Below are 14,506 nucleotides of genomic sequence, written 5' to 3'. Positions count from 1 at the left end.
TCCTAGGCGGAGACCCTCCGTACGAGCGTCGTCGGCATCACGACGCTGGACGGAGTGCCTCCCGAGTCGCCTCCGGAGGTGTCCTCGGCTGCCCCGCGGTCGAGTCGCCGCAGGAGCAGTCGGGCCATCAACCGGCCCATTTCCTCGATGTCCTGACGGACCGTCGTGAGCGCCGGGTCCGTCTGTTCGGCGACCGGCAGCATGTCGTCGAAGCCGATGACGGCGACGTCGTCGGGCACCCGTCGTCCGTGGTCGCGCAGGACGCGCAGGGCGCCCGAGGCCGACAGGTCGTTGGCGGCGAACACCGCGTCCACATCGGGTCGGCGCTCCAGCAGCTCCCGCATCGCGCGCTCGCCGCCCGCGGGAGTGAAGTCGCCCTCGGCGATGAGCGCCGGATCGACGTCGACCATGACGTCCCGGAACCCGTCGAGCCGGTCGACCGCGGACGTCTGGTCGAGGGCGCCGGTGATGTGCGCGATCCGCGTGCGGCCGAGCCCGACGAGGTGACGTACGGCTTCGCGGGCACCACCCCGATTGTCGCAGTCGACGTACACCGTGGGGATGGTGTTGCGGGTGCCGTCGCCCCAGCCGGGCCGGCCGCCGAACACGGTCGGCACGCCCGCGCCGTGGATCAGTCCGGGGAGCGGGTCGTCGAGGTGCAGCGAGAAGACGAGAGCGCCGTCGACGTGACCGCCGGCGAGATAGCGGCCGACGCGTACGTGGTCGTCGCGGCCCTCTGTGAGCAGCAGCACGAGCTGCGAGTCGTGCGCCGTCAACTCTTTGCTGATACCTCGGAGTTGGAGGGCGAAGAAGGGGTCGGCGAAGACTCTGGTCTCGGGTTCGGCGATGACGACGGCCACCGCGTCGTGGCGCTTGGTGACGAGACTCCGCGCGGCCTGGTTCGGCACGTACCCGAGCTCTTCGACGGCCCGTCGCACCCGCTCGACGAGCGGTTCGCGCACCCCGTCGCCGCCGTTCACGACCCGCGACACAGTGGCCCGGGAAACCCCTGCCCGCGCGGCCACTGCCTCCAACGTGGGGCGCGACACTGTCTCGGTCACCTCTGGGCACCTCCTCGGCGGTTGCGGGTCAGGATAACCGCGTCACCGCTCACTCCGTGAGAGCGCTCCCGGATCACCGGAATCGGCGCCGTGTCTTCCGGAGCGCCCCGGATCGTGGGGCTCACCGGCGTCGAGCAGGTGCCGCCCCCTCCGAGTCGGGCACGTCGAGTCGACGAGCACGAAGGCGAGGACCCCTCGGTCGAGCGCCGCGGGGTCGACGTCGACCGTCGTGGCCCGGATGCCCCCCCGACGGGACCGTGACCGTCCTCGCCGACCAGTACGCCGGCAAGCGCCTCAACAGCCCGAACGACTCCGTCGTACGCTCCGACGGCACGATCCGGTCCTCCGACACGCCTCTAAGGGTGCTCATGGGGCTCGTACCCCGGAATCGAACCGTCCGTCTTCTTCACCAGGAACAGCCCCACCATCCCCATGTCGGAGTGGCTCTGGACGTGGCAGTGGTACATCCATGCCCCGGCACCGACTCCCTCCCCCGCGATCACCTGGAAGCCGAAGGAGTCGGCGGGGCCGACGATCTTGTTGTCGATGACCTGGCTCGGGTCGTCGGGGCCGGTCAGCAGGCCCGTGCGGTTGTCGGCCCAGCGATGACCGTGCAGGTGGAAGGTGTGGTAGTACTCGCCGTGCGTGATCATCACGATCTCGACGCGATCGCCCACGGTGGCTTCGAAGTCGGGGCCGGAGTGGGCGGGCCTGTTGTTGATCGTCATGTCGTTGAAGACGATCGTGAGGGTCCGGTCGGGGAGGATGTCGCCCTTGCGGCGGACGATCACCGGGCCGTAGAGGCCCTTTCGGATGCCACCGGTGCCGTGCTCGGTGCCGACGACGTGGTCGTGGTAGTGCCAGTAGCCCGCGCTCCCCGCCCGCCAGGTGCCGTCCTTGCGGCGGCCGGGCGCGTGGGTGCGCCAGGTGTAGGTGCGGGTGCCGCCCGGCTCGACGTCGCTCTTGTTCAACTTGGTGCCGTCGCTGGAGATTTCGTAGTCGAGCCCGTGCACGTGCAAACTCGCCGCCACGTCCATCGTGTTCTCGAACTCGATGTGCAGCGTGTCGCCCTCGTTGAGCTCGATCAGCGGACCGGGGATCGAGGCCTTCCCCTTCTCGAAGCCGTAGCCCATCTGCCCGTCGGCCAGCTTCTCGGCGTACAGCTTGATGTGCCGGACCTCGCCGCCGGCCGGCGCGGTCCGCGCCGGACCGTCGGCGCTCACGGCCCGGGATGCCGCCGACAACGATGTCGCGCCGGTCGCGACCGCCGCCCCGCCCAGTAGCATCCGCCGATTGAAGCCGCGTCTGTCCATGCCGAACTCCCCACCCTGGTACGGAATTTGCGGAGACGAACCGCTGAGACGGTAGCCGCCCTTCCCGCGTTTTTCCACACTCAGGACAAAGTTCGGCCCATCGCGGTCATACCTATTGGCGAACCGTGCAAAGAGGTCTAGCTTCCTTGGCGCTGTTGCTGTGACCGACGAGGAGTGGATGACCCCATGCGGTTCACATCGCATCAAGAGCCATCAGGATCACGAGGGTTGAGCGCGAGAAGACGCAGAAGCCGACGCCGCGCCTGGGCCGCCGCCCTGGCCGCCGGAGCCGTCACCGCGGGGGCGCTCACGGCGCCGGCCGCGAGCGCGCGCCCGGCTCCGGATCCGGCGCTGACAACGATGTCCGTCAAGTCGCCGCCGGGCGGCGCCAACGTACGGGTGTTGATCTTCTACGGCTCGGCGGCGGCCGGGGACGAGTCGCCTGTCGTGAACGCCGGGATCGAGGCCATCGAGAAGATCGGCCTGTCCGGACCGACCGCCCAGCGCTTCAAGGTCGAGGCGACGGACGACGCCTCGGTCTTCACCGACGAGACGAAGCTGGGCCGGTTCAACGCCATCGTGTTCCTCACGGGTGGCGGGGACGTCCTCGATCCGGAGCAGGAGGCCGGGCTCGAGGCCTACATGGAGGCGGGCGGCGGATTCGTCGGCGTCCATGACGCGGCCCGCGCGGAGCCGTACTCGAACTGGTTCACCGGGCTCATCGGTGCGCGTCCGGCGAGCACCAGCCCGACCGACGTACAGCGTGCGGTGGTCGAGGTGGGCGATCGTCAGCACCCGGCCACCAAGGACCTCCCGGTCCAGTGGAAGCGCCCCGACCAGTGGCTCAACTGGGTGACGAACCCGTCGGGCGAGGTGCATACCGTGGCGCGGGTGCGCGAGTCGACGTACCAGCCGGGCGCGAGCAAGAACGGCTGGGACCATCCGGTGAGCTGGTGCCGCGACTACGACGGCGGCCGCTCCTTCTACACGGCCATGGGCGGCACGGCGTCGTCGTACGACGAGACCGACTTCCGTACGCATCTGCGCGGCGCACTGCTGTGGACGACGCGGCTCGTGCAGGCGGACTGCAAGGCGACGATCAACGCCGACTACAAGGCGGAGCGCCTGACACAGCCCAACCAGCCGGGCCAGAACGACCAGATCGGCGAGCCGCACGGCCTGGTCACCGCGCCTGACGGACGCGTGCTCTACATCGGCCGCGGTGGCGCGGACTCCTCCCAGCCCGTGATCACCGACTGGAACAACCCGGACGTCGGCAAGGGCAAGGGCCAGATCCACGTCTACGACCCGAAGACCAAGAAGGTCACCCTGGCGGGCGAGCTGACGGTCTTCGGCAACAAGGGCGGCGGCGATGAACTGATCAAGGTCGAGGAAGGGCTGCTCGGTATCGAGATCGACCCGCGCTTCGAGCAGAACGGCTGGGTGTATCTGCACTACACACCGCACTCGCAGATCAACCGTGACACGCGGATGGCCGAGCGCCGCGTTTCCCGTTTCACGCTCGATCCTGCGACCGAGAAGCTGGACCTGAGCAGTGAGAAGGTGCTGCTCAAGTGGCCGGTGCAGATCCACAGTTGCTGCCACGCGGGCGGCGGGATGGCCTGGGACTCCAAGGGCAACCTCTACATCGCTACCGGTGACAACAACTCCAGCCGCTTCAGCGACGGTTACTCCGGCAACAACCCCGAACCCAACTACAAGGGCGTGTCATTCGCGGACGCGCGCCGCACCGCCGGCAACACCAACAACCTCAACGGCAAGATCCTGCGCATCCACCCGGAGCCCGACGGCACGTACACGCTGCCGGAAGGTAATCTCTTCACCGGCAAGGAGACCGCCGAGGGCGGCGGCAAGACGCGCGGCGAGATCTATGTGATGGGCGTCAGGAACCCCGCCCGCATCTCCGTCGACAAGAAGACCGACACCCTGTACGCCGGGTGGGTCGGCCCGGACGCGAGCGCGCCGTCGACCACCTGGGGCCCGGCCAAGTACGACACCTTCGCCGTCATCACCAAGGCGAGCAACCGGGGTTGGCCGTACTGCATGGGCAACAAGCAGCCCTACCGGGACCGCAATCTGCCCGACCCGGCCAAGCCGCTCGGCTGGTACGACTGCGACCACCCCAAGAACGAGTCGCCGAACAACGACGGTCTGGTCAACCTCCCGCCGGTCACCGGCAACAACATCTGGTACTCCCCGCAGGGCGGTGCCCCGGACTATCCGCGTGACGCGAACGGCGTGCCTTCGTACAAGCAGGAGGAAGCCACGTACCTGCTGCCGTGGCTCAAGGGCGGCGGCCAGGCGGCGATGAACGGGCCGGTCTACCGGTACGACGCGTCGATCGCCAACGCCACGAAGTGGCCCGCCTATTGGGACGGCAAGTGGTTCGTGGGTGACTTCTACGACTCCGAGCAGCCGCGCAACGCCGTGCTCACCGATCCGAAGACGGCCGGGGACGGCGGTCTGCCGATCCACTCCGAGTCGCTGAAGAAGATCGTGCCGATCGGCAACGACGGCATCAAGAACCTCATGGACTGGAAGTTCGGACCGGACGGCGCGCTGTACGTTCTCGACTACGGACGCGGCTTCTTCACCTCCGACTCCAAGTCGGCCCTGTGGCGGGTCACTTACACCGGCGGCGGCCCGACGCCGGCCGCCGATCAGCTGGCGAGGGGGGTGCAGTGATGTCCGTGATGTCCGCAAGACGTTGGTGGACGGCTTTGCTGGCGTCCGTGGTGATGGTGCTGGGCCTGACGTCGACCTCCGCGTTCGGACGGGCCGAGTCTCCGAAGGCGGACGCCCCGACGACGGCGGCGGCTCAGGTGCTCACGTGGACGGCCGGGGACGACATCACCAAGTACGCGTCGGTCCCGCAGACCGCGGTCGCGGGCCCGACGACGATCGTCTTCGAGAACAGCGCGGCGACCGGCAACACCACGGGAATGCCGCACACGTTGACGTTCGACGTCTCCGACCCGGAGTACAACAACGACGTGCCGCTCAACATCCTGGCCAATCCGAACGACGACCAGGGCGGAAAGCACACGGCCGAGGTCACGCTGACGCCCGGCCGCTACCACTTCTACTGCACGATGCCGGGCCATGAGCAGATGCAGGGCATCCTCGTGGTGACGGAGGGCGGCGGCTCGGACACGACGGCACCCGAGACCTCGGCCTCCGTGAGCGGCGCGCAGAACTCACAGGGCGCGTACGTCGGTTCGGCCACCGTCACCGTCAGCGCGAGCGACGCGGGTTCCGGCGTCGACCGGATCGAGTACGCGATCGGCGACGCGGGTGCCTGGCAGCCGTACACCACGCCCGTCGTGGTCGACCAGGTCGGCACCCACAAGGTCCGCTATCGGGCGATCGACAAGGCGGGCAACACGGCCGCCGAGAAGAGCGTCGGCTTCACGGTCGTCGCCCCGCCGACGGACGACACGACACCGCCGGAGACCTCGGCGACGGTGAGCGGCGAGCGGAACGCCGACGGGGCGTACATCGACATGGCGACCGTCACGGTCTCCGCCTCCGACACCGGTTCCGGCGTCAACACCATCGAGTACGCGGTCGACTCGGGCGGCTGGCAGCCGTACACGGCGCCCGTGATGGTGCACGCGCTCGGCGCCCACCAGGTCCGCTACCGGGCCACCGACAAGGCGGGCAACGCGGCGGCGGACAAGAGCGTCGACTTCACCGTGGCCGCGCCACCGGTCTCCGACACCACACCGCCGGTGACCGGGGTGACCGTCGACGGGACGAAGAACTCCGACGGCGCGTATGTGAAGAGCGCCAAGGTGACGGTGAGCGCCACGGACGAGGGCGGTTCGGGAGTCGCGGCGATCGAGTACTCGCTCGACGGCGGCCCCTATCTGGCGTATTCCGCACCGGTGGTGGTCGACCGCGTCGGCGCGCACACGGTGGCGTACCGGGCGACCGACAAGGCGGGCAACACCGCCGAGCCACGGACCGTGAGCTTCACGGTGGCGGCGGGCGGGGGTGTGCCGGCGCCCAACTGCCCGGAATACGACGAACGGTTGACGGTGATCGTCGGGACCGTCGACTCGGGTGTGCCGAACCGGGTCACCAACAATCGGTGCCGTATCAACGAGTTGATCGAGGACGAGAAGGAGTGGACTTCGCAGGCGCTCTTCCTCAAGCACGTCAAGACCGTGCTGGACAAGCTCCTCAAGGAAGGCGTCATCGACCAGCGCGAGTACAACGGGATCAACAAGGCGGCCAAGCAGTCCGGCATCGGGAAGCCGGGCCAGACCGACGGCTACCGCAAGATCTTCGACGGCTCGCAGGCGTCCTTCGCACGGTGGGAGCAGGTGGGGGGCGGTTCGTTCGAGCTGAACGCCGACGGATCGATCACGTCCGGCACGTCGAAGGGCGGGCTCGGCATGCTGTGGTTCCCCGAGCGAAAGTACGGCGACTTCTCGCTGAAGCTCCAGTGGCGTGACGACGCTCCCGGCACCGGGAACGCCAACTCCGGTGTGTTCGTGCGGTTCCCCTGGGTCCACGACCACCCGGAGGAGTCGCGCCCGGAGTGGGTCGCCATCAAGTACGGACATGAGGTGCAGGTGCTCGACCGGCCCGACGGCGACATGTACAAGACGGGCTCGATCTACGGCTTCGACCGCGTCGGGCTCGCCGGCGCGGGCGTCACCCAGAAGGGCACCTGGAACGACTACGAGATCCGTGTGGTCGACCAGCACTACTCCGTGTACCGCAACGGCGTGCTGATCAACGAGTTCGACAACCTCGGGGGCCAGGACTTCTATCCGCCGCGCTCGGACGACCCGGGCACGGACGGACGGCGGTTCTCCTCCGGCTATGTCGGGCTCCAGGTGCACAGCACGACGGATGTGATCTCGTACCGGGACATCCGGATCAAGGAGTTGTAGCCGCCGGACCTGCACGGCCCGTTGTCAGTGGCGTGCGGCATGCTGTGATCGGTGGCAGCCGTACGCCACTCACGACGGGGGAGGTCTGGGTGTTCACGGGGATCGAAGAGGTCGACCGCCGGACGATCATGGCAGCGCTCGGGGACTGACCCCCGGGGATCGGCTCGCGGGGATCAGCTCACGGGGACGGGTCCTCGTGCTTCGCCCGGCTCGGCTGGACGCGCTTCGGCTCGCCCGGCATCTTCGGGTATTCGGGCGGGTACGGCAGGTCGCCCAGGCCGTGGTCGTGCTCGTCGCGGCTGGCCAGTTCCAGCAGAGCCTCCAGGGAGAAGGCGTGGTCGTCCATGTCGGCGTGCACGTCGCCGAGTTCGGCGAAGCGCCCCGGCATGGTCGCCAGGTCGAAGTCCCGGGGCTGCGCGTCGTCCACCTCGTCCCAGCGCAGGGGCGCGGAGACGGGGGCGTGCGGGCGGGGGCGTACCGAGTAGGCGGAGGCGATGGTGCGGTCCCGGGCGGTCTGGTTGTAGTCCACGAAGATCTTTTCGCCCCTTTCCTCCTTCCACCAGGCGGTGGTGACCCGGTCGGGCATACGGCGCTCCAGCTCGCGCCCGGCGGCGATGGCGGCCCGGCGCACCTGCGTGAAGGTCCAGCGCGGCTGGATCGGCACGAAGACATGCAGCCCGCGCCCGCCCGAGGTCTTGGGCCAGCCGCGCAGATCCCCGTACTCGTGCAGGACCTCGCGCAGCTCGTGGGCGGCGCGCACCGCGTCGGCGTAGTCCGTGCCGGGCTGTGGGTCGAGGTCGATGCGGAGTTCGTCGGGGCGGTCGACGTCGTCGCGGCGGACCGGCCACGGGTGGAAGGTGAGCGTGCCGAACTGCGCTGCCCACAGGACGGCGGCCGGCTCGGTGGGGCACATCTCGTCGGCGCTGCGGCCGCTGGGGAAGGTGATGTGGGCGGTCGGGATCCAGTCGGGCATGTTCTTGGGGGCCCGCTTCTGGAAGAAGGACTCACCGGTCACGCCGTCCGGGTACCGCTCCAGGGTGGTGGGGCGGTTGCGGAGGGCGCGCAGGATGCCGTCACCGACGGCGAGGTAGTACTGGGCGAGGTCCAGCTTCGTGAATCCCCGCTCGGGGAAGAAGACCTTGTCCGGGCTGGACAGACGTACGGTCCTCCCGGCTGCCTCGAGTTCCACCGCTTCGCCCATGCGAGCCACGGTAGGCGCAGCGCACACACCTCGCACACCGGGCGGGAGGCCGTGTCACCGCGCAGAATCGGAGCATGGACCTGCCGGTGATGCCGCCCGTGAAGCCGATGCTCGCCAAGTCCGTGGCCAGGATCCCGCCGGACATGCACTACGAGGCGAAGTGGGACGGCTTCCGGGCGATCGTGTTCCGCGATGGCGCCGAGGTCGAGATCGGCAGTCGCACCGGGAAGCCGTTGACCAGGTACTTTCCCGAGTTGGTGGAGGCACTGCGGGAGCGGCTGCCGGAGCGCTGTGTGATGGACGGCGAGATCGTGATCGCGCGGCAGGGGCAGCTCGACTTCGACGCGCTCACGGAGCGGATCCACCCGGCGGACTCGCGGGTGCGGATGCTGGCGGGGAAGACGCCCGCCTCCTTCGTGGCCTTCGACCTGCTGGCGCTCGCCGAGGAGTCGCTGCTCGATGTCCCGCTGACCGACCGGCGCAACCTGCTGGTGATGGCGCTGTCCGGGGTGACGGCACCGGTGCATGTGGCGCCGGCGACCACGGACCGCGCGGTGGCGGAGCGGTGGTTCGAGCAGTACGAGGGCGCGGGCCTCGACGGGGTGATCGCCAAGCCGCTCACGCTGCCCTATCTGCAGGACGAGCGAGCCATGTTCAAGATCAAGCACGAGCGCACGGCGGACGTCGTGGTCGCCGGTTACCGCTTCCACAAGAGCGGGCCGATCGTCGGCTCTCTGCTGCTCGGCCTCTACGACGACCGGGGCACCCTCCAACACGTGGGAGTGAGCGCCGCGTTCCCGATGAAGCGGCGCGCGGAGCTGGTGGAGGAGCTGGAGCCGCTGCGGATGGCGGACGTCGGGGAACACCCCTGGGCGGCCTGGGCGGAGGAGTCGGCGCACGAGACGGCGAGGTTGCCGGGCGCGCCCAGCCGGTGGTCGTCGAAGAAGGACCTGTCCTGGGTGCCGGTGCGGCCCGAGCGGGTGGCCGAGGTGGCGTACGACCACATGGAGAACGGCGTGCGGTTTCGCCATACGGCGCGGTTCCGCCGCTGGCGCCCCGACCGGACCGCCGAGAGCTGCACGTACGCCCAGTTGGAGGAGCCGGTGGGATACGACCTCGCGGAGATTTTCGGACCCCAGGACTGAGCGCGGGGCCGACCGCCTTCCAGGCCCCGCATCCCCGTCACCTGATCGGCGCCCAAGCGCGGCTCCCTCCGCCTCCCGGTCGCCGCGCTGCGCCGATCGGTTGGGACAGGGGCGCAATCAGAATCGAACGGGTATGGCCATCGACGAACCTATAAGAGCACAATCGATGGCACAGAACGGGGGCGCACGGTGGGCATGCGACAGATGGCGCGGCTGCGGCGCGGCGCGATGACGGCGGCGCTGGTGACCGCCGCCATGACGGGCGCCCTGCTGACGGGCTGCACCGGCGCGGGCGGCGCCGGCGGCGGCGAGACGGAGGACGGGCGCGGGCGGACGCACGAGCCGACCCCGAGTCAGGACGCCACGACGAGCCATGGTTCGGTGCTCGCCGCGAAGATCGACAATGTGCCCGCGGCTCGCCCGCAGACCGGCCTGGACGCGGCCGACGTCGTGTACGCGGAGCAGGTCGAGGGCGGGCTCAGCCGGCTGATGGCGGTGTACGCGAGCAAGTTCCCGAAGGTCATCGGGCCGGTGCGCAGTGCGCGCGAGTCGGATCTGGAGCTGCTGCGGCAGTTCGACGAGCCGACGCTCGCCTTCTCGGGGGCACAGCACAAGCTGCTGCCGCTGATCGACAAGGCCCCGCTGCACGCGGAGCCGCCGGAGCAGGCGTCCGCCGCCTACTACCGCGGCACCGACAAGCCCTCGCCGCACAATCTGTATCTGCGACCCGACCGGCTGATGGGCTCCGCGCCCGGCAGCGCCGCCCTCACCGCCGGGTTCCACTTCGGTGCGGCGCCCGCGGGCGGCAGCCGGGAGACCTCGCGCACCGTGCGGTTCCCGGCGGCCCGCTTCACGTTCACCTGGTCCGAAAGCCGCCGGCGCTGGCTGGTGGCCATGGACGGTACGCCGACCGTGACGACCGACGGCAAGACGGTGGCCCCGGCGACGGTCGTCGTGCAGCATGTGACGGTGCGCTCGTCGCAGTTCCACGACGTCCTGGGCAACAACACGCCGTACACGCAGACGGTGGGCTCGGGGACGGCGGAGGTGCTGCGCGACGGCCGGGTCTTCCACGTGAAGTGGGCGCGTCCCAGCGCGACGTCCGGCACGGAGTTCACCACGAGCGACGGTGCGCCGATGAACTTCGCGGCGGGCCAGGTGTGGGTGGTCCTCGCCAAGGCCTGACCGGCCGGGCTCGTTGCCGACGCCCGCTCAGGATTGGCATCCGAGCCGGCGCCTTGCCAGGAGGAGCCGCGTCCTGGCCGACACTTCGGTCAGGTGGACCGGTGCCCGAGCCGCCCCCCCGTCAGGAGGACCGGTGCCCGAGCCGGCGCTCGATGGCCGCGCCATGGTGGGCGTGGTGGTCGCCGGCTGGGACTCGGACCGGCCGCTGCGCCGCGGCATCTCGCGGACCTGGGCGCGCAAACTGGGCGAACCGAGCGCCAGGCCGGGTGCTCGACGACGCGCCGTGAACTCCGCGCCAAGCGGGGCGCTCGACGACGGGCCGTGAGTCCAGCCGGCCATGAGTCCAGCCGTGGGGCGGTGAGCCGGCTCAGCGCGGGGCGGTCAGGGGTTCCGTCGGATGGCGAAGCCCTTCCGCCGCGTCCGAGACGCGCTGGATGAGGTCGAAGAACAGGGCCTGTTCCTCGGCGGAGAGCGGGGCCAGGAAGACCTGGTTCATCCGCGCGGTGCGCACCGTGAGCTTGCGGTGCGTGCGCATCCCCTCGTCCGTGAGGCGCAGCAGGAACCGGCGGCCGTCCTGCGGGTCGCGCACCTTGTCGAGCAGAGCACGGCGGCTGAGCCGGCTGATGACCTCGGCGATGGTGGACCGGTCGAGCCCCACCCGCTCCCCCACCGTGCGCTGGTCGAGGCCCGGTTCCGCGACCAGCGCGTTCAGGACCGCGAACTGCGGTGAGGTGATCTCCTCGGAGACCATGGTGTTCCACAGCAGGTAATGGGCCTGCTGAAGCCGCCGGGCGAGGTGCCCGGGGTGGGTGGAGAGGTCCACCGCGGCCATATGCGCTCCTCCACTCAACTATTCGTTGGTGTACTGAACGATACCCGGCCGCCACGGAACTTGTCTCGCCGCATCCCAGGACTCTCACCTGCGAATTCCTTGCGAGTCTTGACGAACCAGGGAGGGGGTGGCAGCGTGTTGACTATCTCGAAGAGATACTCAGTGCCCTGACTAATTGAGACGCTGGACACTCGGGAGAGATGGGGCTTCACGGATGGACAAGGTGGTCGCCACGGCCCTGGAGGCGGTGGCCGATGTGCCGGACGGCGCGTCCCTCGCGGTCGGTGGGTTCGGCCTGAGCGGTGTGCCGAACGTGCTGATCGAGGCGCTGTACGAGCGGGGTGTGGCGGGGCTCGGTGTGGTCTCCAACAACTGTGGGGCCATGGAGTCGGGGCTCGCGGTGCTGCTCGCGGCGGGGCGGATCGCCCGGGTGACCGGGTCGTACATCGGCGCGAACAAGGAGTTCGCCCGGCAGTATCTGGCCGGTGAGCTGGAGGTGGAGATGATCCCGCAGGGCACGCTCGCCGAGCGGCTGCGGGCGGGCGGCGCGGGTATCCCCGCCTTCTACACGCCGGCCGGGGTCGGCACCCAGGTCGCCGAGGGCGGGCTGCCGTGGCGCTACGACGGTCAGGGCGGTGTCGCGCTGGCCTCGCCGCCGAAGGAGGTGCGCGAGTTCGACGGCACGGAGTATGTGCTGGAGCACGGCATCCGCACCGACTTCGCGCTCGTCCGGGCCGCGCGCGGCGACCGGCACGGGAACCTGGTCTTCAACAAGTCGACCCGCAACTTCAATCCGCTGGCCGCGATGGCGGGACGGGTGACGATCGCGGAGGTGGAGGAGCTGGTGGAGCCGGGCGGGATCGATCCGGACGCGGTGCATCTGCCGGGCATCTTCGTGCAGCGCGTCGTGGCGCTCACCCCGGAGCAGGCGAGGGCGAAGATGATCGAGCGGCGTACGGTGTCGGCGCCCGCGGTGGATGGAACGGTGAGCGACTGATGGCCTGGAGCCGCGAACAGATGGCCGCCCGCGCGGCGCGTGAGCTGCGGGACGGCCAGTACGTGAACCTGGGCATCGGCCTGCCGACACTGATCCCCAACTACCTCCCGCCGGGTGTCGAGGTGATCCTGGAGTCGGAGAACGGCATCCTCGGCACCGGCCCCTACCCGACCGAGGACCAGGTCGACCCCGACCTCATCAACGCCGGCAAGGAGACCGTGACGGTCCTGCCGGGGGCGTCGTACTTCGACTCGTCGCTGTCCTTCGGGATGATCCGCGGCGGGCACATCGATGTCGCCGTGCTCGGTGCCATGCAGGTGTCCGCGGCCGGTGATCTCGCCAACTGGGCGATCCCCGGCAAGATGATCACCGGGATCGGCGGTGCGATGGACCTGGTGCACGGCGCCCGCACGGTCATTGTCGTCATGACCCACACCGCCAAGGACGGCACGGCGAAGATCCTCCAGGAGTGCGCGCTGCCGCTCACCGGCAAGGCGTGTGTGAACCGGATCATCACCGACCTCGGCGTCCTCGACATCACCGAGGCCGGGCTGGTGCTGGTGGAGACCGCGCCCGGCGTCGCCGTCGAGGAGATCGTGGCGAAGACCGCGGCGAAGATCCGTATCCCCGAGGAGATCTCATGAGGGACGTCTACATCGTCGACGCGGTCCGCACCCCGATCGGCAAGTACAACGGCTCGCTGGCCGCCGTCCGCCCGGACGACCTGGCCGCCCACGCCATCCGTGAACTCCTCGCCCGCACCCCGGACCTGGACCCCTCCCGGATCGAGGACGTGTACATGGGCAACGCCAACGGCGCGGGCGAGGAGAACCGCAACGTCGGCCGCATGGCCGTCCTGCTGGCCGGTCTGCCCACCTCCGTGCCGGGCGTGACCGTCAACCGCCTGTGCGCCTCCGGCCTCGAAGCCGTCATCCAGGCCGCCCGCGCCATCGCACTCGGCGACGCCCACGTCGCCCTGGCCGGCGGCGTCGAGTCCATGACCCGCGCCCCCTACGTGCTGCCCAAGAGCGACCGGCCCTTCCCGGCCGGACACGCCGAGCTGTACTCCACCACGCTGGGCTGGCGCATGGTCAACCCGAGGATGGACCCGCAGTGGACCATCCCGCTGGGCGAATCGGCCGAGCTCATCGCCGACAAGCACAAGATCACCCGTGAGCAGCAGGACGAGTTCGCCCTCGCCAGCCACCGCAAGGCCGCCGACGCGCAGGCCGCCGGGCTCTTCGACTCCGAGATCACCCCCGTGTCCATCCCGCGGCGCAAGGGCGAGCCCGTCGTCTTCGGCGCCGACGAAGGCGTACGCGCCGACGCGTCCCTGGCGGCCATGGCCAAGCTCAAGCCGTCCTTCCGCAAGGAGAACGGCACCGTGACGGCGGGCAACGCCTCCCCGCTCAACGACGGCGCCGCCGCCCTGCTCCTCGCCGACGAGGAGGGCCTGAAGGCCACGGGCCGCGATCCCCTCGCCCGGATCAGCGCGACCGGCGCCTCCGCGATCGAACCGCACTACTTCGGCCTCGCCCCCGTCGAAGCCGTCAACCGCGCCCTGGCCAAGGCAGGCAAGACATTTGACGAACTGTCCACGCTGGAGCTGAACGAGGCCTTCGCCGCCCAGGTCCTCGGCTGCGTCGCCGAATGGCCCGAGTTCGACCCCGCCCTCCTCAACCCGCAGGGCGGTGCCATCGCGCTCGGGCACCCGCTCGGCGCGTCCGGCGCCCGGCTCGCCGGAACCGTCGCCCACCAACTCGCCCGCAAGGGCTCAGGAGTGGGCGTCGCCACCCTCTGCATCGGTGTGGGGCAGGGCCTCGCCCTCGTCCTCGAACGATAGGAAG

Annotated in this window: 12 protein-coding genes; 8 read left to right on the top strand and 4 right to left on the bottom strand. The window is 69.8% G+C overall.

What is annotated here, in order from left to right; genetic code table 11:
- Positions 1–2: 2 nt before the first annotated feature.
- Together ACFVXA_RS23520 and ACFVXA_RS23515 are read right to left on the bottom strand one after the other, a co-directional pair.
- Positions 3–1,061 (bottom strand): LacI family DNA-binding transcriptional regulator, encoded by a 1,059-nt coding sequence (locus tag ACFVXA_RS23520; protein WP_389468056.1) that lies wholly within the window; start codon positions 1,059–1,061, stop codon positions 3–5.
- A gap of 356 nt (positions 1,062–1,417) precedes the next feature.
- A complete protein-coding gene (locus tag ACFVXA_RS23515; protein ID WP_362020108.1) occupies positions 1,418–2,374 on the bottom strand; it encodes a multicopper oxidase domain-containing protein in 957 nt (318 codons plus the stop codon).
- A gap of 186 nt (positions 2,375–2,560) precedes the next feature.
- Between ACFVXA_RS23515 and ACFVXA_RS23510 the strand changes: the two genes are divergently transcribed.
- Positions 2,561–5,080, top strand: a complete 2,520-nt coding sequence (locus ACFVXA_RS23510; RefSeq protein ID WP_389468061.1) for a ThuA domain-containing protein — start codon at positions 2,561–2,563, stop codon at positions 5,078–5,080.
- Between the two features lie 8 nt (positions 5,081–5,088).
- Positions 5,089–7,299 (top strand): OmpL47-type beta-barrel domain-containing protein, encoded by a 2,211-nt coding sequence (locus ACFVXA_RS23505; protein ID WP_390026378.1) that lies wholly within the window; start codon positions 5,089–5,091, stop codon positions 7,297–7,299.
- Between the two features lie 178 nt (positions 7,300–7,477).
- Here ACFVXA_RS23505 and ligD read toward each other — a convergent pair whose 3' ends face one another.
- Complete coding sequence (ligD, locus tag ACFVXA_RS23500; protein WP_362020103.1) at positions 7,478–8,500, bottom strand: non-homologous end-joining DNA ligase; 1,023 nt, start codon at positions 8,498–8,500, stop codon at positions 7,478–7,480.
- Positions 8,501–8,574: 74 nt separating this feature from the next.
- On the opposite strand from ligD, the gene ACFVXA_RS23495 reads away from it, so the two are divergent.
- The 3 genes from ACFVXA_RS23495 to ACFVXA_RS23485 all read left to right on the top strand — a co-directional run bounded on the left by ACFVXA_RS23495 (position 8,575) and on the right by ACFVXA_RS23485 (position 11,155).
- On the top strand, positions 8,575–9,645 hold the full coding sequence (locus tag ACFVXA_RS23495) for an ATP-dependent DNA ligase (RefSeq protein WP_390026375.1): 1,071 nt from the start codon (positions 8,575–8,577) through the stop codon (positions 9,643–9,645).
- A gap of 195 nt (positions 9,646–9,840) precedes the next feature.
- A complete protein-coding gene (locus ACFVXA_RS23490) occupies positions 9,841–10,830 on the top strand; it encodes a DUF3048 domain-containing protein (protein ID WP_390026373.1) in 990 nt (329 codons plus the stop codon).
- Positions 10,831–10,963: 133 nt separating this feature from the next.
- Positions 10,964–11,155 (top strand): hypothetical protein, encoded by a 192-nt coding sequence (locus ACFVXA_RS23485; protein WP_384022850.1) that lies wholly within the window; start codon positions 10,964–10,966, stop codon positions 11,153–11,155.
- Positions 11,156–11,197: 42 nt separating this feature from the next.
- Here the strand turns inward: ACFVXA_RS23485 and ACFVXA_RS23480 are convergent, their stop codons facing one another.
- A complete protein-coding gene (locus tag ACFVXA_RS23480) occupies positions 11,198–11,662 on the bottom strand; it encodes a MarR family transcriptional regulator (protein ID WP_362020092.1) in 465 nt (154 codons plus the stop codon).
- Positions 11,663–11,876: 214 nt separating this feature from the next.
- Here ACFVXA_RS23480 and ACFVXA_RS23475 point away from each other — a divergent pair, with 214 nt between their 5' ends.
- The 3 genes from ACFVXA_RS23475 to ACFVXA_RS23465 are packed head-to-tail and all read left to right on the top strand — an operon-like array spanning position 11,877 to position 14,502.
- On the top strand, positions 11,877–12,659 hold the full coding sequence (locus ACFVXA_RS23475) for a CoA transferase subunit A (RefSeq protein ID WP_383738531.1): 783 nt from the start codon (positions 11,877–11,879) through the stop codon (positions 12,657–12,659).
- Positions 12,659–13,303, top strand: a complete 645-nt coding sequence (locus ACFVXA_RS23470) for a CoA transferase subunit B (RefSeq protein ID WP_362020086.1) — start codon at positions 12,659–12,661, stop codon at positions 13,301–13,303. Before ACFVXA_RS23475 ends, ACFVXA_RS23470 begins: the two co-directional genes overlap by 1 nt.
- Complete coding sequence (locus tag ACFVXA_RS23465; protein ID WP_390026371.1) at positions 13,300–14,502, top strand: thiolase family protein; 1,203 nt, start codon at positions 13,300–13,302, stop codon at positions 14,500–14,502. Before ACFVXA_RS23470 ends, ACFVXA_RS23465 begins: the two co-directional genes overlap by 4 nt.
- Positions 14,503–14,506: the final 4 nt, after the last annotated feature.

Source organism: Streptomyces sp. NPDC058246 (genome assembly GCF_042881985.1).
Taxonomy (GTDB): domain Bacteria; phylum Actinomycetota; class Actinomycetes; order Streptomycetales; family Streptomycetaceae; genus Streptomyces.
The sequence above is the reverse complement of the archived record's forward strand: the minus strand, read 5'-3'. Positions and strand labels throughout refer to the sequence as shown.